Origin of the sequence: Sphingomonas sp. LR60 (assembly GCF_036855935.1) — a bacterium.
GTDB lineage: Bacteria > Pseudomonadota > Alphaproteobacteria > Sphingomonadales > Sphingomonadaceae > Sphingomonas.
The window spans coordinates 1,971,562-1,990,750 of record NZ_JASPFK010000001.1; the positions used below are offsets into that span (position 1 = coordinate 1,971,562).

Consider the following 19,189-nt stretch of genomic DNA (forward strand, 5'->3'; position numbering starts at 1 on the left):
CGGTTCGGGGAGGGCCTCCGGCAGACCCCGTCTCGGGAGGGATGACAGCACCCCTTCGCCAACCCCGCCACAGCCCTCCCGCAAACAGAGAAAGCAGCCGTGACCTCCCCTCCGGCATTGCCGCGAAGGCGAAGGCCGCCGCGAAATCCCTCTTGCTGTACCCCGGCGGACGCCGGGGCCCAGTTGGGGGACCCCACGAACTAAGCGACACGTCACCCAACTGGACTCCGGCCTGCGCCGGGGCACGGTTCTGGGAAGACCTCCGGTAGATCCGTCTCCGCAGGGATGACGGCACCCCTTCGCCACCCCCAGCCACAACCCTCTCGAAAACAGAGGAAGCAGCCGTCTCCTCCCCTCCCGTCATTCCCGCGAAGGCGGGAATCCAGAACCTCTGACGTAACGGCTCTCACGAAGACCAGCACATCCGAGCCCCGTCACCCCAAGGCTTGACGCCAGCGGTTGCACCCCCTCTCCAACACCTGCCATAACCCCCTCGAAAACAACGGAGGGACACAGCGATGCCAATCGACCGACGCGCCTTGATCGGCGGAGCGGCGGGCCTCGCCACCCTCGCCGTGACACCGCAGGCCGCGGCGCAGGAAACCACTCCCTGGCCCCCACGCGAGCACTTCAAACTCTGGCCCAAGCAGCCGCCCAACAGCCCGCGCCGCCTCCCGACCCCGAACAACGAGATGAACGGCGCGCCCCCGCGTCGCGAGCTTCACCTGCGCGGCGTGGCCGAGCCGGTCGTCGGCGTCTACCGCCCCGACCGCCCCGACGGCCGCGCGCTGCTCTCGCTGCCCGGCGGCGGCTATCGCTTCCTCTCGGTCGAGAACGAGGGCATCAACGTCGCCCGGACCTTCAACCCGCTGGGCGTGACCGTCTTCGTCCTCGCCTATCGCCTCCCCGGCGAAGGCTGGCTGGAGCCGCAGGACGTGCCGCTACAGGATGCGCAGCGCGCGATGCGGTTGATCCGTGCCCGCGCCGCCGGTTTCGCGATCGATCCCGCAAAGCTCGGCGTGGTCGGCTTCTCGGCCGGCGGGCTGCTCGCCGCCAGCATCGCCACCGCTTTTGCCGATCCCGTTTATGATCGCATCGACGCCGCCGACGACCAACCCGCCCGCCCCGCTTATGCCGGGCTGGTCTACCCGGTGATCACCGGCGACAGGATGCGCGTCGGCGCGCTCGGCGCGGCGCGCTTCGACACCGACCGGCGCGTCAATCGCGACACTCCGCCGATCTTCATCACCCATGCGCTCGACGATCCGGTCGTCCCCGCCGCGCAACCGATGGCGATGCTCGCAGCCTGCCAGGCGGCGCGCGTCCCGGTCGAGGCGCATTTCTTCCAGGAGGGCGGGCACGGCTTCGGCCCCGCCTATCTCCCGCCCGAACTGCCCGGTTCGCACTGGCCGCAATTGTTCGACCTGTTCATCAAGCGGACGCTGGCCAGCCGAACAACCGGCTGAGGCTTCGCTCGAGCACCAGCAACCGCCACAGCAGCGCAGCGGGTGTATCGTCCCCGCTGCGGTGCCGCTCGATCCACGCTCCGATCCGGCCCGTGTCGAACCAGCCCAGTTCGGCCAGCAACCGCGACCGCTCCAGCCGCGCCATGTCGGCGCTCAGCGCTCCCCGCAGCCATTGCGACACCGGCGGCGCCGGCGCGGGCACCGGCATCGCCGGCAAGTGCCGCGCCATCGCCCCGACCAGCGGCGAGGTCCGCGCCCGCCGCACCCCGACCGGCAGCGACAGCACGAACCCCACCAGCCGCGGATCGGCGAACGGCGTCCGCCACTCCGTCCCCGCCGCCATCCCCGCGCGATCCGCGATCGTCAGTACCTGCCCGGACAGTCGGGTCGCCAGATCGACGCGCATCGCCGCATCGAGCGGATCGCCACCCCGCCACGCCGCCGCGAACCGCCGCATGACATCCCCATCGCCCAGCGCGCGCCGACCCTCCGGGCTCCACACCCCGCTCGCGTCAGCCGCGCCGACCGCCAGCGCATAGTCCGCAGCCGCCTCGCCGAGCCCCGGCACCGTCCACCGAAACCGCCGCCACCGCTCACGCCGCGCGAACCGCCGCCAGCGACCGCCCTCCATCAGCAACGACGCACCGGCCCCCGACATCGCGACCGGCCCGCTCCCCCGCGCCGCGACCATCGCCGCCAGCGCAGCCGGATCGCCACACGGCTCGTCGAAGGCCGCCACAAGATCGGCGAGCACCGCCGGCACGTCATCGAGCGCAACTCGACGGTGCGCGGTCGCAAATCGCGTCGCCACCGCGCCATCATCGCCGACACCGACCGTCGCCACCGCCTTCGCGCTCGCCTCCGCCGCCAGCGCGACCACCGACGCGTCGCCCAGCCCGCCGAGCAGCACCGCCACCGGCCGCCCCTCGCCTACACCCCGCGCGACCGCCGCGCGCAGCTCGGCCAGCAACGCCTCCGCCGGCGCCTCGCCCGCGTCAGGCAACGCCCACCACCGCCGCGCGCCCCGCAACGGCCGTGCGCGCTCGACCAGCAGGAAGTGCCCCGCCGCCAGCTTCTCCACCCCCGCGATCACGCAGGCATCGTCGGGCACATACCCCAACGTCAGGTAATCCCCGACCGCCGCCGCATCGGGCACACGCCGCAGCAACGGATGCGCAAGCAACCCCTTCAGCTCCGACGCGAAGATCAGCGCGCCATCGGGCAGCATCGCCAGGTGCAGCGGCTTGGCCCCCAAACGGTCGCGCGCGAGGAACAGCGTCTGCGTCGCGGCATCGTGCACCGCGATCGCGAACGCCCCCTCCAGCCGGTCGAGCAACGCCGGCCCCCATGCCGCAAAGCCGTGCAGCACCACCTCCGCGTCGCCGTCTCCGACGAACACCCGCCCCAGCCCGCGCAACTCCGTGCGCAGCGCCGCATGGTTCAGGATCGTCCCGTCGAGCATCGCGGCATAGCGCAGGTCGGGGGTCGCGACCGGCTGCGTCGCCGCCGCGCCGCCGATCACCGCCAGCCGGCGATGCGCGAAGCCGACCCCCGGCGCGGTCCACTCGCCCGCGCCGTCCGGCCCGCGATGCGCCATCGCCTCCGCCATCGCGCGGAGGCGCGCCGGATCGACCGGCTTCGGCGTCGAGGGATGGAACAGCCCGGCGATCGCGCCCATCTCAGCCGCGCCCCGCTGCCACGCCGTCACTCACCGCCGAACCTCCACGCCCAATCACTGACGGCACCGTCACCGCCCGCGCGCTAACACGCGCCGCGCGGTTCAGCGACCCCGATCGCCCGACATGTGTCGCGGCGGTGCGTCGGACCGTCGCCGCACCAGCGTATAATCCAGCGTCACCTGCCGCGCAGCGCCGCGCCCGATCTCGCGCCGCTCGGACAGCATCGTCGCCAACAGCTCGACCGCCGCGCGGCTCATGTCAGCGATCGGCTGGCGGATCGTCGTCAACTCGGGCCAGATCGTCGTCGCGAGCGCGCTGTCGTCGAAGCCGCACACCGTCAGGTCGCGCGGCACGTCCAGCCCGCGGCGGTGCGCCACCGCCACCGATGCCGCCGCCATGTCGTCGTTGCTCGCGAAGATCGCGGTCGGCGGCTCGGCCATGTCCAGCAGTTGCTCGGCCGCCGCCAAACCGGAGCGATAATCGAACAACCCCTTGGCGATCAGCCCGTCGTCCGGCGCCTCCCCCGCCGCGATCAATGCCGCGCGATATCCGGCCAGCCGCTCGGCGCTGGCATGGATATTGTCGTTGCCGCGGATGAAGCCGATCCGCCGATGCCCCAGTGCGATCAGATGCGCGGTCATCGCCTCGGCCGCGCCGCGATCGTCGATCGCCACCGCGCCCACCTGCGGCGGCGGCGCGCTGGTCGCCACCGCCACGGTCGGAATACCCGCGGCGAGCAGCACGTCGAGCACCACCGGCGAGATCGCACAATGGCGGCGGCAGGATCACCCCGTCGATCCCGCCCGCGATCAACCGCGCCGCGACATCGCCCTCATGATCGTCCAATTCGCATTTCTGCACGATCAACTGGATGTCGGACCGTCCCGCCTGATCGAGGCTGCCGAGCAGGAACGCGCTCAGATACGATTCGCTGGGATTGCTGAACAGCAGTCCGATCCGCAACTGCGCCGCCCCCGCCAATCGACGCGCCGCCGGGTTGGGCGAATAATCCAGCTGCCGGATCGCCGCATTGACGGTCTCGCGCGTCTCGGCACGAACATTGCCCTCGGCATTGATGACGCGCGACACCGTCATCTGCGACACGCCGGCCAGCTGTGCCACATCGGCGATCGTCGGTACGCCCGAGCGTCGCTTGCGTCTCTCCCCCGTCATTCGCCCTGCTTAGCATCAACCTTGCCGCAGGTAAGTCTCCCCGCACATTTTGATGATAACGCTCCCTTGCGTTGCCTTCACCCTCTCCCCTTCAAGGGGAGAGGGTGGCGCAGACTTGGTCTTTGCGCAGCAAGGACCTAGTCGGAGCTGGGTGAGGGGTGAGCGCTCGCACAAGCGAGCGCGCGAGCCGTCGGCTCGCTCGCCCTCCCACCCCCTACCACCACCACCTTGTTGCGCCCCCACACACCCCCTAAGCCCGGCGCGTTAATCCTCGGAGAGAGATGCATGGCCGCGACGATCGACGCCCCCACCCGCCGCGCGCTGCTTGCCGCGCTTGCCGCCGCCCCGCTCGCGCCCGCGATCGTCGCCGCGCAGCCGGGCGACGAGACGTTGCCGCTCTGGCCGAAATCCCCGCCGGGCGCACCCGCCACGCTGCCGACCCGCAAGGTCGAGCAACGCTCGAAGACCGCCGGCTTCAACGACCGCTGGCTCACCGGCATCGGGATGCCGACGCTCACCGTCCGCCGCCCGGCGCAGCCGAACGGCGCGTCGGTGATGCTGATCCCCGGCGGCGGCTACGGCTTCCTGGCCTGGGACAATGAGGGGGAGGAGCAGGCGCGCTGGCTCACCGCACGCGGCGTCACCTGCTTCATTCTCACCTACCGCCTGCCCGGCGAGGGCTGGCGCGACCGCGCGCTGGTGCCGCTTCAGGATGCGCAGCGCGGGCTGCGGCTGATCCGCGCCAATGCCGCGCGCTATGGCCTCGATGCCAGCCACGTCGCGATCATCGGCTTCTCGGCGGGCGGGCATCTCGCCGGCAGCCTCGCCACCCGCCATGCCGAGCGGACCTACACGCCGGTTGACGCCAGCGACCGGCTTTCGGCGCGACCCGATCTCGCCGGGCTGATCTACCCGGTCGTCTCGCTTGCCGAGCCGTTCACGCACGTCGGATCGCGCGACAATCTGCTCGGCACCCCCTCGGACGAGGCCGCGCGCCGCGCCGCCTCGGTCGAGCGCCACGTCGATGCGCAGACCGCGCCGATCTTCCTCGCGCATGCCAGCGACGACGGGCTCGTTCCGATCGCCAACAGCCTCGCGCTCTATCAGGCGCTGCTCGCCGCGCAGCGCCCGTCCGAGCTGCACGCCTTCGACAAGGGCGGCCACGGCTTCGGCGTCCGCCTGCCCGCCGGTACCCCGGCGGCGGCCTGGCCGATGCTCTTCGCTGCCTTTGCCGCGCGCCTCGGCATTTTCCCTACGGCACCTGCGACCTGACCGGCGCTGCCGCCCGGAGACGATCCATGAAACGCCTGACCACCGCCCTGCTGCTCGCCGGCACGCTCACCACGCCGGCCGCCGCGCAGGAGGGCGAGGAGGTGGTCGTGCGCGGCCGCGGGCTCGCACCCCGGCCGGGCGACAAGGCCGCGTCCGTCGTGACGATCGATGCCGAGCGCATCCGCGAGAATGCCAGCAACCGGCTCGAAAGCGTCCTCGCCGACGTTGCCGGGCTCCAGCAATTCCGCCGTGCCGACTCGCGCTCGGCCAATCCCACCAGCCAGGGCATCTCGCTGCGCGGGATCGGCGGCAACGCCTCCAGCCGCGCCTTGCTGATCCTCGACGGCGTGCCGCAGACCGATCCGTTCGGCGGCTGGGTGCCGTTTCCCGCTTATGCCACCGACCGGATCGGCGCGATCCGCGTCACGCGCGGTGGCGGCAGCGGCTATTTCGGCCCCGGCGCGCTGGCGGGGACGGTCGAGATCGACAGCAGCGGCCCGCGTGACCAGTCGGCACTCGCCGCCGACCTCGCTTATGGCAGCCGCAATGCGCTCGATGCCAGCGCCTCGGCGTTGCTCGAACGCGGCGCGGGCTTCGCGACGCTCTCCGCCGCTTATGCGCGGGGCGACGGCTTCATCCCCACCGTCGCCGGGCAGCGCGGCCCCGCCGACCGCCCCGCCCCCTATGAGCAATTCTCCGCCGCCGCGCGGACCGTCATCACCGTCGCGCCCGCGACCGAATTGCAGGCGAACGTCTCCGGCTTCACCGACACGCGCGAGCGCGGCACCGCCTTCACCGCGAACCGCAGCGAGGGCGCCGACGCCAGCCTGCGCGTCGTCGGCCACGGCGCGCTCGGCTGGTCGGCGCTCGCCTATCTCCAGACACGCGCCTTCGCCTCGCAATTCGCCAGCGTCGATGCCGCGCGCCAGACCGCGACCCAGACGCTCGACCAATACAACACCCCCGCGACCGGCGTCGGCGGCCGGATCGAGCTGGCACCGCGGCTCGGCACCGGTCGCGACCTGCGCTTCGGTGCCGATATCCGCCGCGTCGAGGGCCGGACGCAGGAACTCTACACCTATGTCGCCGGCCTCCCGACCCGCCGCCGCGTCGCGGGCGGCGCGGCGCTCAACTGGGGCGTGTTCGGCGACGGCACGCTGACCGTCGGCGCGGTGACGCTGACGCTCGGCGGGCGTGTCGATCGCTGGCAACTCACCGACGGCAGCCTGCGCGAGGTCGCGCTCGCCAACGGCGCGCCGCTCACCACCAGCGACTTCGCCGATCGCGCCGGCACCGAATGGACCGGACGCGCCGGCGCGGCATGGACGATCGCGCCGCCGCTGACGCTGCGCACCTCCGCCTATCGCGGCTGGCGACTGCCGACCCTCAACGAGCTGTACCGGCCGTTCCGCGTCGGCACCGACGCCGTCGCCGCCAATGCTTTGCTGTCCCCCGAGCGGCTGACCGGCGTCGATGGCGGCGTGACGTTGGTGCCGGTCGGCGGGGTCAGCCTGACCGGGACATTGTTCTGGAACCGGCTCACTGATGCCATCAGCAACGTCACCGTCGGGCGCGGCCCCGGCACCTTCCCCGGCGTCGGCTTCGTCGCGGCGGGCGGCACCTACCGCGTCCGCCAGAACCTCGACGCGATCGAATCTACCGGCATCGAGCTGGACGCGCGCTGGGACCACGGACCATGGTTCGCCAGCGCCTCGTGGAGCCATGTGAATCCGCACGTCCGCGCCTCCGGCAGCGCCGCGCCACTCGACGACCTGCGCCCGGCGCAGACCCCGCGCGATCTCGTCTCGACCGCGCTTGGCTGGCGCCGGCAGGATGCCGCGCTCTCCGCCACGCTCCGCCACAGCGCCGCACAGTTCGAGGACGATCAGAACAGCCGCACCCTCGCCGCCGCAACGACGCTCGATGGCTATGCCGCGCTCCCGCTCACCCGCCGGATCGCGATCGAGGCCCGTGCCGAGAACGTTTTTGACGCGCGCGTCGAAGCGGGGATCAGCGGCACCGGCGTGGTCGAGCGCGCCACCCCGCGCACGCTTTGGATCGGCCTCCGCCTCCGCTCGTGATGACAAGGCCCGGTCCGCGCCCGTAAGGGTGGAACATGAACGACCATCTCGACGTGCTGATCGTCGGCGCCGGCCTGTCGGGGATCGGCGCGGCCTATCGCGTCGGCCACGACCGTCCCGAGCGGCGCTGGGCGATCTTCGAGGCGCGCGACGCGATCGGCGGGACCTGGGACCTGTTCCGCTATCCGGGCATCCGCTCGGACTCGGACATGACCACGCTCGGGTTCCCCTTCCATCCATGGCGTGGCGAGAAGACGATCGCGGACGGCGCCGACATCCTCGCCTACCTTCGCGACACCGCCCGGACCTTCGGCATCGACCGTCACATCCGTTTTCGCCACCGCGTCGTCGCCGCCGAATGGTCGAGCGAGGCGGCGCTTTGGACCGTCAGCTACGAGGTCGACGGCACTTTCGCGCAATTGACGTGCCGATTCCGTTTTTCTGCTCCGGCTATTACGATTATGCGCGCGGCCATGCCCCCGAATGGCCGGACATGGGGGTATTTTCGGGCGGGATCGTGCACCCGCAGGCGTGGCCGGCGGACCTTCCGGTCACCGGCCAGCGCGTCGTGGTGATCGGATCGGGCGCCACCGCGGTCACGCTCGTCCCGGCCCTGGTCGCGCAAGGCGCAGCCCACGTCACGATGCTCCAGCGTTCTCCGACGTTTATCGTCGCGATGCCCGCCCGCGACCGGGTCGGCGCGGCCCTCCACCGCCACCTCCCGGCGCGGCTCGCAGACACGCTAACCCGCTGGAAAAGCATCGCTTACGGGATCGGCAGCTACACGCTCGCCCGCCGCCGGCCGGGATTGGTCAAGCGACAGATCGCCAAGCAGCAACGGGTCGCCCTCGGCGAGACATATGACATCGCCAAGCATCTGACACCGCGTTACAATCCTTGGGACGAACGCCTGTGCCTGGTCCCCGACGGCGACCTTTTCGCCGTCCTCCGCGGTGGCCGCGCCTCGATCGTCACCGACACGATCGACCGCTTCACCCCCGACGGTATCGCCCTGACATCAGGCGACATTCTCCCCGCCAACCTGATCGTCACCGCCACCGGGCTGCAGCTGAAGCTCATGGGCGGCGCCACCCTCTCCGTTGACGGCCGGCCGATCGAGCCGCACAACCACTTGATCTACAAGGGTTCGATGCTCAGCGACGTGCCCAATATGGCCTTCGCCACCGGCTACACCAACGCCTCCTGGACGCTACGCAGCGACCTCACCGCCCGCTTCGTCGCCCGCCTCCTCGACCATCTGGACGCCACCGGCGCCACCACCGCAACCCCTGTTCCGCAAGCCGCGGAGGAGGTCACGACCCCAATCCTCGACCTCAAATCCGGCTATATTCAACGTGTTGCAGGGCGGCTGCCCCGCCAGGGCAATCGCGTTCCGTGGCGGGTCCAGCAAAATTACATCCGCGACGCGCTGACGATGCGCCGCCGCCTCGACGACGGCGTGCTACGTTTTCGCTAACCTTATTCGACCGTTACGCTCTTCGCGAGGTTGCGCGGCTGGTCGACGTCCGTCCCCTTTGCGACTGCGACATGATAGGCCAGCAACTGCACCGGCACCGCATAGACGATCGGCGCGATCAGCGGATGAACCTTCGGCATGGTGATCGTCGCAACGCACCCTTCGCCCGCTGCCTCGACCCCGTCATAGTCGCTGATGAGCAGGACTTTTCCGCCGCGTGCCTGCACTTCCTGCATGTTGCTGACAGTCTTGTCGAACAGCGGCCCGGAAGGCGCTATCACCACGACAGGAACATTCTCGTCGATCAATGCGATCGGCCCGTGCTTCATCTCGCCCGCCGCATAACCTTCGGCATGGATGTAGCTGATTTCCTTGAGCTTTAACGCGCCCTCCAGCGCCAGCGGATAATCGGTCCCGCGCCCCAGATACAGCACGTCGCGCGCGCCAGCGATCACCCCGGCGATCGCCTCGATCGACTCGTCATAAGCGAGCGCGCCGTTGATCGCGGCAGGTGCCTCGGCGAGCTGCCGGACGATGTTCCGCTCCTCGCTCTCGCTCAGCCGCCCCTTCGCCTTGGCGAGGTTCGCGGCCAGCGCCGCCAGCACGGAAAGCTGACAGGAGAATGCCTTGGTAGAGGCGACGCCGATCTCCGGCCCGGCGTGGGTCGGCAGCAGCAGATCGGCCTCGCGCGCCATCGTGCTGGTCGGTACGTTGACCACCACTGCGATCGTCTGCTTCTCCAACCGTGCATGACGCAGTGCAGCCAGCGTATCAGCAGTCTCCCCGGACTGGCTGATAAACAAGGCCAACCCGCCCTCTTCCATCACCGGCGCGCGGTAGCGGAACTCGCTGGCGACATCGAGATCGACCGGCACGCGCGCGAATTGCTCGAACCAATATTTGGCGACCATCCCCGCGTAGAAGCTGGTCCCGCACGCCACGATCGTCACGCGCTTGATGCCCGACAGGTCGAAGTCCGGGATCGGCAACACGATCTTGCCCTCGAACCGCTGAAGGTAGCTGCGCAGCGTCTGCGCGACCACGATCGGCTGTTCGTAGATCTCCTTCTGCATGAAGTGGCGGTGATTACCCTTGTCGATCAACGCGCCAGTGACGCCCGAGATCGTGACCGGCCGCTCGACCGGCTGGTTGTCGCGGTCATAGACCTGCGTGCCGTCGCGAGCGCAGACCACCCAGTCGCCCTCTTCCAGATACGCGATCCGCTGCGTCAACGGCGCCAGCGCCAGCGCGTCCGAGCCGAGATAGGTCTCGTCGTCACCGCAACCGACCACCAGCGGCGAGCCGAGCCGTGCGCCGATCAGCAACTCCGGGTGGCTGCGGAACAGGATCGCCAGCGCGAACGCGCCATGCAGCCGCGGCAGCACCTCACGCACCGCCTCGATCGGCGACTTCCCGCCCTCGACCTGTTCGCTGATCAGGTGCGCGACAACCTCGGTGTCGGTTTCGCTGGTGAACACCCGACCACGCGTTTGAAGTTCTTCGCGCAACGGCTTGAAATTCTCGATGATCCCATTGTGGACGACCGCAACCTCGTTCGTCGCGTGCGGGTGCGCATTGTTGGTGGTCGGGCCCCATGCGTTGCCCAGCGCGTGTGCGCGATGCCGGTCGTACCAGGCAACGGGTGCGCGGCGAGCTCCTTGCCGAGATTGACCAGCTTGCCCGACGCGCGCCGCCGCTCGATCGCGCCATCGACGATGGTCGCGATCCCGGCGGAGTCATAACCGCGATATTCGAGCCGCCTCAGCCCGTCGAGCAAGCGATCGGCCACATCATCATGGCCCAGGATACCGACGATACCGCACATCTTACTTGTCGCCCTTCTTCTTGGCCGTCATCGCCTCGCGAAAGCGCTTCGCCCAGCCGCGGCGCTCTTCCTGCCGGCCACGCGCCAAGGCAAGTGAATCCGCGGTAACATCGCGGACAACAACGGAACCCGCGCCGACGATCGCCCCCGCACCCACCGACACCGGCGCGACCAGTGCGCTGTTCGATCCCACGAACGCGCCCTCGCCGATCACCGTGCGATATTTGAAGAAGCCGTCGTAATTGCAGGTGATCGTTCCCGCACCGATGTTCGCGCGTGCGCCAACCTCGGCGTCGCCGATGTACGACAAGTGATTGACCTTCGCCCCGACGCCGATGGTCGCCTTCTTGATCTCGACGAAATTTCCGACCTTGGCGCTCTCGGCCAGCACCGCGCCCGGCCGCAGCCGCGCATAGGGGCCGACATCAGCGTGCACGCCTACCGTCGCGCCCTCCAGATGGCTGAACGCGCGGATCGTCGCACCATCGGCGACCGATACGCCAGGGCCGAACACCACGTTCGGCTCGATCATCACGTCGCGCCCGAGGCGCGTATCATGCGCGAACCACACCGTTTCCGGTGCGATCAACGTCGCGCCATCCGCCATCGCCTGCGCACGCCGCGCCTGCTGCCACATCGCCTCGACCGCCGCGAGTTCGCCACGGCTGTTGACGCCCGTCACCTCCTCGGCGCTCGCCTCCACGACCACCGCCGCACCCGACAGCTCGACCACATCGGTCAGATAATATTCGCCCGCCGCATTGTCGTTGCCGAGCCGCGCGAGCAGATCGAACAGCAACTCACCCCGGGCCGCCATCAAGCCGGAATTGCACAGCTTTACCGCACGTTCGGCGGCGTCGGCATCCTTATACTCGACGATCTTCTCCAGCCGGTCGCCGCCCTCAGCGACGATCAGCCGGCCGTAAGCGCCCGCATCGGCAGGCCGGAAGCCCAGCACCACCACCGCGGGGGCATCATCGGAATCGAGCCGCTCGATCATCGCGCGCATCGTCTCCGGGCGCACCAACGGCACGTCGCCATAGAGGATCAGCACGTCGCCCGTGAAGCCTGCCAGCGCCTCGCGCGCCTGCATCACCGCATGGCCGGTGCCGAGCTGCTCGGCCTGCACCGCGATCTTCGCCCCCAGCGGCGTCACCGCCGCGTCAACCTGCTCGCGCCCGGCCCCCGTCACCACCACCGTCCGGTCGGGCGACAGCGTCGCAGCGGAGGCGAGCAGATGCAGCAACATCGGTCGCCCGGCGATCGGGTGCAGCACCTTGTGCAGATCGGACTTCATGCGGGTGCCCCTGCCCGCGGCGAGGACGACGACGGCGATGTTACGGCTCGACATGGCGCCTGCCCTGCCACCCTTTGCTTGCCAATTCCAGTATCGCACGGCAACGCCCGCAACTGATGACTGACTTCCCCTTCCACATCGTCGGGTTCGATCTCGACGGCACCTTGCTCGACACGTCGGGCGATCTCGCCGCGGCACTCAACCACGCGCTCGCCAGTGCCGACCGCCCGACCCTGTCGGTCGAACAGGTCAAGCCGATGATCGGCGGTGGTGCCCGCCACATGCTCGCGCAGGGCATGGCGGCCACCGGCGGCTGCACCGACGCCGAACTCGACGTGCTGCAACGCCGGCTGCTCGACTATTATCAGGCGAACATCGCGGTCCTCACCCGCCCCTTCCCGCATGCCCTCGACACGCTCGACCAACTCGCCGCGCGGGGCGTGACGCTGGCGATCGTCACCAACAAGCTCGAGACGCTCGCCCGTCAGATCCTCGACGATCTCGGGCTCATCGAACGCTTCGCCACGATCATCGGCGGCGATACGATGGGCCCCGGCAACGGCAAGCCTTCGCGCGTGCCGATCGACGCGATGGTCGAGCGCTGCGGCGGCGGACGCGCCGTGTTCGTCGGTGACTCGATCTACGACATCACCGCCGCGCACGCCGCAGGACTGCCCGCGATCGCCTGCTCGTACGGGTTCCTGATGCAGCCGGTCGAGGAGCTGGGCGCCGAGTTGGTGATCGACAGCTTCGCGGACCTGATCCCCGCGCTGGAGCGACTGGCATGACCGAGACGCGCGTCCCGTGGCTCGTCGCCCTGATCGTGGCGACCGTCTTTGCCGTTAGCATGGCGTTGACGCCGCATCCGGTGCCGATCGCCGAGGTGGGCGACAAATGGCAGCATATGGCGGCGTTCGGCACGCTCACCCTGCTGTCGGTATTCGCCTTTCCGACCAGCTCGCTGCTGCGGATCGGCGAGCGGTTGTCGTTCCTTGGTGCGATGATCGAGGTGTTGCAGTCGATCCCCGCGCTGCACCGCGATTGCGACATCATGGACTGGGTGGCGGACACGACGATCATCGTCGGGGTGCTGATCGTCGTACGGATCGGGCGCGGGATGCAGGACCGCTGAAACGGTCTGCCTTTCGTCACACGGCTGCGCTATCGCGGTGCGTGTGATCGACGAACTTCCCTTGCGCGCCTGGCTGGCGGTGGCGATTGCCGCCGCGACGGCCGCAGTGGTCTTCCTGTTGTCGCGCGATGGCCAGGTCGCGCTGGCGGCGCTGGCCGGAGGGGCCGCGCTAGTCGTCATCATCGCCACCATCCCGGAAGAGCAGGCCGCCGAGGCCGACGAAGCGCCCGCCAGCCAGCATGACCTGCCCGCCGCCGCAATCGTCGAGGCGGTCTCGGAGCCGGTGCTGGTGTTGCGCGGCGGGCGTGTCGCGCTCGCCAATGTCGCGGCCCGGACCCTCCTGGGCGCGCATATCGTCGGCGAGGATGCCCGCGTCGCGATCCGCCACCCCGGCGCCGCCGCGCATCTGGTGGAGGACGTGACCCAGCCGGTCGACCTTGTCGGTATCGGCACGCTGGATCAACGTTGGGAGATGCGCGCCGCGGCGATCGGACAGGACGCCCGGCTGGTGCAACTGGTCGACCGCACCGGGCAGCACGCCGCCGAGAAGATGCGCGTCGATTTCGTCGCAAACGCCAGCCACGAACTGCGCACACCGCTCGCCTCGATCCTGGGCTATGTCGAGACGCTGGCCGACGAGGCGGGTGACGATCCGGAGCTGCGCAAGCGCTTCCTCGCGATCGTCTTCGACGAGGCCCGCCGCATGGAGCGGCTGGTCGAAGACCTGATGAGTCTCTCCCGAGATCGAGGCGGAGAAGTTTCGCGAGCTGCGTGCTGCAGTCGACCTCGCCGATCTAACGCAGGAGGCGTGTGACGCGCTCATCACCACGCATGGCGATCGCGGCGAGGACATTCATCTCGACATCGCCGAGGATCTGCCGCCCGTCACCGGCGATCCGATCCAGTTGTCGCAGCTGATCCACAATCTGATCGGCAACGCGATGAAGTACGGGCGCGCCGGCACCCCGGTCGAGGTGTCGTTGTGGACGCAGGCGCAGAACGTCTGCCTGCGCGTCGCAGATCATGGCGACGGGATTCCACCCGAGCATCTTCCGCGGCTTACCGAGCGCTTCTACCGCGTCGACCCCGGTCGCAGCCGTTCGATCGGCGGCACCGGGCTGGGCTTGGCGATCGTCAAGCATATCGTCGAGCGCCATCGCGGCCGGCTCGACATCGCAAGCACGGTCGGCGTCGGTACACGCGTCACGGTCACGCTGCCCGCCCCGGCACCGAAGCCGCTGTCATGAAGGCGTAACCTCTATGTCACACGGCGCGCTGCACGAGGGCTGCCGTGTCGGCGAACGCCCGTGTGGGGGATTCATGTCGCGCTTCGTCCAGGCGCTTGCAGCCATGCTGCCGCTCGCCGTGGCGTGCGGGCTGGCAGCGTGCGTCGATCAGGCGGCGGGCGGCGGCGCTGGCGCGCGGGACCAGATTCGCGCGGTTGGTTCTTCCACCGTCTACCCCTTCACGACGATCGTAGCGGAGCGCTTTCTCGCCACGGTACCACAGGCCCGCCCACCGGTGATCGAATCGACCGGCACCGGCGCGGGTATCCGCTTGTTCTGCGCCGGGATCGGCGCCGCACACCCCGATCTTGTCGATGCGTCGCGCCGCCTGCGTCGCAGCGAATATGCGGAATGCGCGCGCCATGGCGTTGACCAGATCCTGGAGGTGCAGATCGGCATCGACGGCATCGCCTTCGCCGAGGCACTGCAGGGACCCGGTATGACGCTGACCCCGGCCGACATCTATCGCGCGCTCGCCGCCACGCCGCTCGGCCGGCGCAATCGCGCGCGGCTGTGGCGCGACGTGAACCCGGCGCTGCCCGCGATCCCGATCCAGGTGTATGGCCCGCCGGCTACCAGCGGCACTCGCGATGCACTTGCGGAGCTGATCCTCGCCAAGGGCTGCGAGGCGGTCGAGCCGGACACGGTCGGATTGCACGACCGTGATCCGAACGCCTTTGCGACCCGCTGCCAGCGGCTTCGCGAGGACGGCGCCTATGTCGATGCCGGTGAGAACGACAATCTGATCGTCCAGAAGCTGCGCTCCAACCCCAATGCGCTCGGCATCTTCGGCTACGGCTATCTCGAACAGAATGCCGGCGTCGTTCGCGGCGTGCCGTTGAACGGCGTCGCTCCCACCTATGCGACGATCGCCAGCGGCGCCTATCCGGGCGCGCGCCCGTTGTTCATCTACGTCAAGAAGGCGCACCTGCGCGCCATCCCCGGGCTGCGCGCGTTCCTGCGCCAATATGCGACATTGTGGGGCGCGAACGGGCCGCTCGTGAAGCGCGGGCTGATCGCCACACCCTTGCCAGTCCAGCGCCGTGCCGCAGCGATCATCGCCAGCGAAACCGCGCTCGACCCGCGCGAGCTGCACTGATGTCGGCGCTCGCGCTCCTGTTCCTGATCGCGGCGCTCGGACTGATCGGCTGGGTCGTGGCCCGCGCGCGCGCCGTCCGCTTCCGCAGCACGACCACCCGCCGGTTCAGCTCGCTGCCCCAGCATCACGGCTGGTATGTCGCGATGTGGACCTTGCTGCCCGCGCTGGTGTTCCTCGCGGTCTGGCACTCGGTCGCCCCCGCCTTGGTCACCGACGCGGTCATCGCCACCCCGGCTGCCGCCACGCTGCCAGCACCGGGGCTGGACCGCGCCGCCATCCTGTCGGAGGCGCGCAACCTCGCCAATGGGGACCCGTGGGGCGCGTTCCACCCGCTGTCGGAACGACTAGCCCCCGCCTATGCGGCCGCGCAGTCGCGCTATGACCTGATCGCCACCACGATCGCGCTGCTGCTCGCCTTTTCGGGTGGTGCGGTCGCCTTTCTGCGCGTCCGTCCCGGTTTTTCGGCGCGCTCGCAGGTGGAGCGCGTCGTCATGGGGCTGTTGCTCGTCGCCTCGCTAATCGCGATCCTCACCACAATCGGCATCGTCGCCTCGCTGCTGGTCGAGAGCGCGCGCTTCTTCCGCATTGTTCCGATTACCGACTTCCTGTTCGGCACGCACTGGAGCCCGCAGGTGATCGACGCGCGCGATCCCGGCGCGGCGCTGGGCGCGGTGCCGTTGTTCTGGGGCACGTTCTTCATCGGCGCGGTGATCGCGATGGCGGTCGCGGTCCCGCTCGGGTTGATGAGCGCCATCTACTTGACGCAATATGCACGCCAGACGACCCGGCGCTGGATGAAGCCGATGCTGGAGATCCTCGCGGGCGTGCCAACCGTCGTCTACGGTTACTTCGCCGCGCTGACCGTCGCACCGGCGGTGCGCGACCTCGGCGTCGCACTCGGCGTCCGCTGGGCCTCGTCGGAAAGCGCGCTGGCCGCCGGCGTGGTGATGGGTGTGATGATCATTCCCTTCGTGTCGTCGATGGCCGACGACTCGCTCTCCGCCGTCCCCGCCTCGATGCGCGATGGCAGCCTGGCGATGGGGGCGACCAGTTCGGAGACGATCCGCCGCGTGCTCGTCCCCGCCGCGTTGCCTGGCGTCGTCGGCGGCGTCTTGCTCGCAGTCAGCCGCGCGATTGGCGAGACGATGATCGTCGTCATGGCCGCGTCGGGCGTCGCCTCGCTGACCCTGAACCCCTTTGCGAGCACGACGACCGTCACCAAGCAGATCGTCGACCTGCTCACCGGCGAGGCCGAGTTCGATTCGGCCAAGACGCTCGCCGCCTTTGCGCTCGGATTGACGCTGTTCGTCATCACCTTGCTGCTCAACGTCGTCGCCTTGATCGTCGTGCGCCGTTACCGCGAAGCCTATGAATAAGCGCGCCGCCACCCCCGCGCGCCAGCCGACCGACTGGCAGACGCCCGCGATGCAGCGCCGCGTCCGGCGTCGCTATGCGGCGGAGCGGCGCTTCCGCGCGATGGGCGTAGCGGCGGTGTTCGTCTCGGCGGCATTCCTCGTCTATCTGCTCGCCACGATGATCGCGCAGGGGGCGAGCGGCTTCACCGAAACCCGCCTCGCGCTGCCGCTCGACCTGCGCGCGCATGTCGTGGTCAGCCCGTCGCAACTCGGCGGTCCTGCCGCCGACTTCGCGCTGGCGGGCGCCGGGCTGGAGAATGCCGTCGATGCCGCTGCCGACCGCGCCTTTCCAGCCCAGGGTGGCGCGGCGTTACTATCGGATGGCGCATGGCTGCGCATCCGCGATGCGATCAAGCACGACCCGCAAGTGCTGGCTAGGCCGACGACGCTCGATGTGCCGGTCGCGACCGACATCGACATGGCATACAAAGGCGTCGGCACGCCCGAAAGCGAAGCAGCGGTCGCGGCGCTCGGCCCACATCTCTCGCGCGGCCTCAACGTCAGCTTCTTCACCGGCGCCGACGCGACTGATCCGACCCGTGCCGGCATCTGGGGTGCGCTCAAGGGCTCGCTGCTGACGATGGTCGTGACGCTCGCGCTCGCCTTCCCGATCGGCGTTCTCTCGGCGCTGTACCTCGAGGAATATGCGCCGCGGAACCGCTGGACCGACCTGATCGAAGTCTCGATCAACAATCTCGCCGCCGTGCCCTCGATCATCTTCGGACTGCTCGGGCTCGCGGTGTTCCTCGGCACGTTCCACATGCCGCGTTCGGGCGCGATCGTCGGGGGGCTGACACTCGCTTTGATGACGATGCCGGTGATCGTCATCGCCGGGCGGAACGCGATCACCGCCGTGCCGCCGTCGATCCGCGACGCCGCGCGCGCGCTCGGCGCCTCGCCGATCCAGGTCGTCTTCCACCATGTATTGCCGCTGGCGCTGCCCGGTATCCTGACCGGCACGATCATCGGCATGGCGCGTGCGCTGGGCGAAACTGCGCCGCTGCTGATGATCGGGATGCGCGCCTTCATCGCCGCTCCGCCGAGCCGGCTGACCGACCCAACCACCGTGCTGCCGGTGCAGATCTTCCTCTGGTCCGACGACGTCCAGACCGGATTCGTCGAGAAGACCTCGGCGGCGATCATCGTCCTTCTGGTGGTGTTGCTCACGATGAACGGACTCGCCATCTACCTTCGCAATCGTTTTGAGACCCGCTGGAAATGACCAACGCCGCGCCGAAAATGACCGCCACCGGCGTCAACGTCTTCTACGGACGCAAGCAGGCGATCCGCGACGTGTCGATCGACGTCCGCCGCGAGGATGTCACCGCGTTCATCGGCCCGTCGGGCTGCGGCAAGTCGACCTTCCTGCGCACGCTCAACCGAATGAACGACACGATCCCCGGCGCGCGGGTCGAGGGTGACATCCGCCTCGATGGCGAGGATATCTACGCCAAGGCCATGGACGTGGTGCAGTTGCGCGCGCGTGTCGGCATGGTCTTTCAGAAGCCGAACCCCTTCCCCAAGTCGATCTTCGAGAATGTCGCATACGGCCCGCGCATCCATGGGCTCGCCCGATCGAAGGCCGATCTCGCGCAGATCGTCGAGCGTTCGCTGACGCGCGCCGGTTTGTGGGCCGAGGTCAAGGATCGCCTGTCCGAAAGCGGGACCGCGCTGTCGGGCGGCCAGCAACAACGGCTGTGCATCGCGCGCGCGATCGCGGTCGATCCGGAAGTGATCCTGATGGACGAGCCATGCTCGGCACTCGACCCGATCGCCACCGCCAAGATCGAGGAGTTGATCCACGAATTGCGCGGCCGCTATGCGATCGTGATCGTCACCCACAACATGCAGCAGGCGGCGCGCGTCAGCCAGCGGACCGCCTTTTTCCATCTCGGCCAACTGGTCGAATATGGCGACACGTCGGACATCTTCACGAACCCGCGTCAGGATCGGACGAAGGACTATATTACAGGCCGGTACGGCTGAG

The 19,189-nt window shown here is 69.2% G+C and carries 13 protein-coding genes and 3 pseudogenes; 12 read left to right on the top strand and 4 right to left on the bottom strand.

The window, feature by feature from the left end:
- The first annotated feature begins 518 nt into the window (after positions 1-518).
- Entirely contained in the window at positions 519-1,466 is a 948-nt protein-coding gene (locus tag QP166_RS09120) for an alpha/beta hydrolase (protein WP_333915631.1), read from the top strand.
- On the opposite strand, the gene QP166_RS09125 is transcribed toward QP166_RS09120, so the two are convergent.
- Together QP166_RS09125 and QP166_RS09130 are read right to left on the bottom strand one after the other, a co-directional pair.
- The gene (locus QP166_RS09125) at positions 1,432-3,174 is read right to left on the bottom strand and encodes an asparagine synthetase B family protein (protein WP_333915632.1); all 1,743 of its coding nucleotides are present in this window, start codon (positions 3,172-3,174) and stop codon (positions 1,432-1,434) included. The two genes, QP166_RS09120 and QP166_RS09125, sit on opposite strands and share 35 nt — an antisense overlap.
- A gap of 72 nt (positions 3,175-3,246) precedes the next feature.
- Positions 3,247-4,318 (bottom strand): annotated as a pseudogene (locus tag QP166_RS09130) (LacI family DNA-binding transcriptional regulator).
- Positions 4,319-4,603: 285 nt separating this feature from the next.
- Here QP166_RS09130 and QP166_RS09135 point away from each other — a divergent pair.
- The 4 genes from QP166_RS09135 to QP166_RS09150 are packed head-to-tail and all read left to right on the top strand — an operon-like array spanning position 4,604 to position 9,148.
- Positions 4,604-5,590 carry an alpha/beta hydrolase gene (locus QP166_RS09135; protein WP_333915633.1) on the top strand — a complete coding sequence of 329 codons (987 nt, stop codon included), beginning with the start codon at positions 4,604-4,606 and terminating at the stop codon, positions 5,588-5,590.
- Between the two features lie 26 nt (positions 5,591-5,616).
- A complete protein-coding gene (locus QP166_RS09140) occupies positions 5,617-7,671 on the top strand; it encodes a TonB-dependent receptor (RefSeq protein ID WP_333915634.1) in 2,055 nt (684 codons plus the stop codon).
- Between the two features lie 35 nt (positions 7,672-7,706).
- Complete coding sequence (locus tag QP166_RS09145; RefSeq protein ID WP_333915635.1) at positions 7,707-8,246, top strand: NAD(P)/FAD-dependent oxidoreductase; 540 nt, start codon at positions 7,707-7,709, stop codon at positions 8,244-8,246.
- Positions 8,189-9,148 carry a flavin-containing monooxygenase gene (locus QP166_RS09150; protein ID WP_333915636.1) on the top strand — a complete coding sequence of 320 codons (960 nt, stop codon included), beginning with the start codon at positions 8,189-8,191 and terminating at the stop codon, positions 9,146-9,148. The genes QP166_RS09145 and QP166_RS09150 overlap by 58 nt, the downstream gene beginning before the upstream one ends.
- A gap of 2 nt (positions 9,149-9,150) precedes the next feature.
- Here the strand turns inward: QP166_RS09150 and glmS are convergent.
- Together glmS and glmU are read right to left on the bottom strand one after the other, a co-directional pair.
- Positions 9,151-10,973: pseudogene (glmS, locus tag QP166_RS09155) on the bottom strand (glutamine--fructose-6-phosphate transaminase (isomerizing)).
- Between the two features lies 1 nt (position 10,974).
- Positions 10,975-12,324: a bifunctional UDP-N-acetylglucosamine diphosphorylase/glucosamine-1-phosphate N-acetyltransferase GlmU gene (gene glmU / locus QP166_RS09160; RefSeq protein WP_333915637.1), complete on the bottom strand. Its 1,350-nt coding sequence runs from the start codon at positions 12,322-12,324 to the stop codon at positions 10,975-10,977.
- A gap of 62 nt (positions 12,325-12,386) precedes the next feature.
- Here glmU and QP166_RS09165 point away from each other — a divergent pair, with 62 nt between their 5' ends.
- From QP166_RS09165 to pstB, 7 genes and pseudogenes are all read left to right on the top strand, one after another.
- The gene (locus QP166_RS09165; protein ID WP_333915638.1) at positions 12,387-13,058 is read left to right on the top strand and encodes an HAD-IA family hydrolase; all 672 of its coding nucleotides are present in this window, start codon (positions 12,387-12,389) and stop codon (positions 13,056-13,058) included.
- Positions 13,055-13,402: a hypothetical protein gene (locus tag QP166_RS09170; RefSeq protein WP_333915639.1), complete on the top strand. Its 348-nt coding sequence runs from the start codon at positions 13,055-13,057 to the stop codon at positions 13,400-13,402. Before QP166_RS09165 ends, QP166_RS09170 begins: the two co-directional genes overlap by 4 nt.
- Positions 13,403-13,445: 43 nt before the next feature.
- Positions 13,446-14,649: pseudogene (locus QP166_RS09175) on the top strand (sensor histidine kinase).
- Positions 14,650-14,722: 73 nt separating this feature from the next.
- Positions 14,723-15,787, top strand: a complete 1,065-nt coding sequence (locus QP166_RS09180; protein WP_333915640.1) for a substrate-binding domain-containing protein — start codon at positions 14,723-14,725, stop codon at positions 15,785-15,787.
- A complete protein-coding gene (gene pstC / locus QP166_RS09185) occupies positions 15,787-17,163 on the top strand; it encodes a phosphate ABC transporter permease subunit PstC (protein ID WP_333915641.1) in 1,377 nt (458 codons plus the stop codon). Before QP166_RS09180 ends, pstC begins: the two co-directional genes overlap by 1 nt.
- Positions 17,156-18,424, top strand: a complete 1,269-nt coding sequence (pstA, locus tag QP166_RS09190) for a phosphate ABC transporter permease PstA (protein WP_333915642.1) — start codon at positions 17,156-17,158, stop codon at positions 18,422-18,424. Before pstC ends, pstA begins: the two co-directional genes overlap by 8 nt.
- Positions 18,421-19,188, top strand: a complete 768-nt coding sequence (gene pstB, locus QP166_RS09195; RefSeq protein ID WP_333915643.1) for a phosphate ABC transporter ATP-binding protein PstB — start codon at positions 18,421-18,423, stop codon at positions 19,186-19,188. Before pstA ends, pstB begins: the two co-directional genes overlap by 4 nt.
- Position 19,189: the final 1 nt, after the last annotated feature.